Raw genomic sequence first — 693 nt, 5'->3', positions numbered from 1 at the left:
AAGCCGATGCGCACGATCCATTCGCTGGACAGGCGTTCGCGCAGACGCGCGCTGATCAAGGCGCCGAAAATCGCGCCAATGCCGAACGCGCCGAACAGCACGCCGTAAAGAAGCGGGCCGCCCTGCACGATGTCACGAGCGACCAGCGGCAGGAGGGCGAGAACGGAAATTGCGGTGAGGCCGAAAACGAAGCCGCGCAGCAGAACTTTTTCGATGTTGGGCGACATGGCGACGTAGCGAAGGCCGGCACCGATCGCCAGACCGATCGTTTCGCGGGGAAGGGGGCTTGGCGGGATTGCGGGCTTCCAGCGGAGGAGTACGTATATCTGTGCGAGATAGCTGGCGGCATTGACCGCGAATGCGGCGGCGGCACCCGCGGCGGCGACGATCGCGCCGCCGATGGCCGGGCCGACGCTGCGCGTCAGGTTGAAGCCCATGCTGTTCAGGGCGACCGCGGCTGGCAGATCAGCGCGCGGGACCATATCGCCCACGGACGCCTGCCAGGACGGATTGTTGAGCGCCGTGCCGCAGCCGATGAGGAAGGTGAAGGTGAGGAGCAGCCACGGCGTGATGACGCCCATATAGGCGGCGACCGTCAGCGAAACCGACACGATAAGCATGAAAAACTGCGCGACTAGCATCACCTTGCGGCGATTGAAATTGTCGGCGATGGCGCCTGATACGAGCGAAAAC

General features: G+C 64.4%; 1 protein-coding gene. It reads right to left on the bottom strand.

What is annotated here, in order from left to right; genetic code table 11:
* Positions 1 to 693, bottom strand: a 693-nt coding sequence (locus tag AB1462_RS31480) for an MFS transporter (RefSeq protein WP_367248974.1), incomplete at both ends; no start/stop codon positions are given.

The sequence above is a fragment of the Pseudomonas sp. SB113 genome (genome assembly GCF_040754745.1).
Lineage (GTDB): Bacteria > Pseudomonadota > Gammaproteobacteria > Pseudomonadales > Pseudomonadaceae > Aquipseudomonas > Aquipseudomonas grimontii.
Note: the sequence above shows the minus strand (reverse complement) of the source record. Positions and strands in the feature narration are given on the sequence as shown.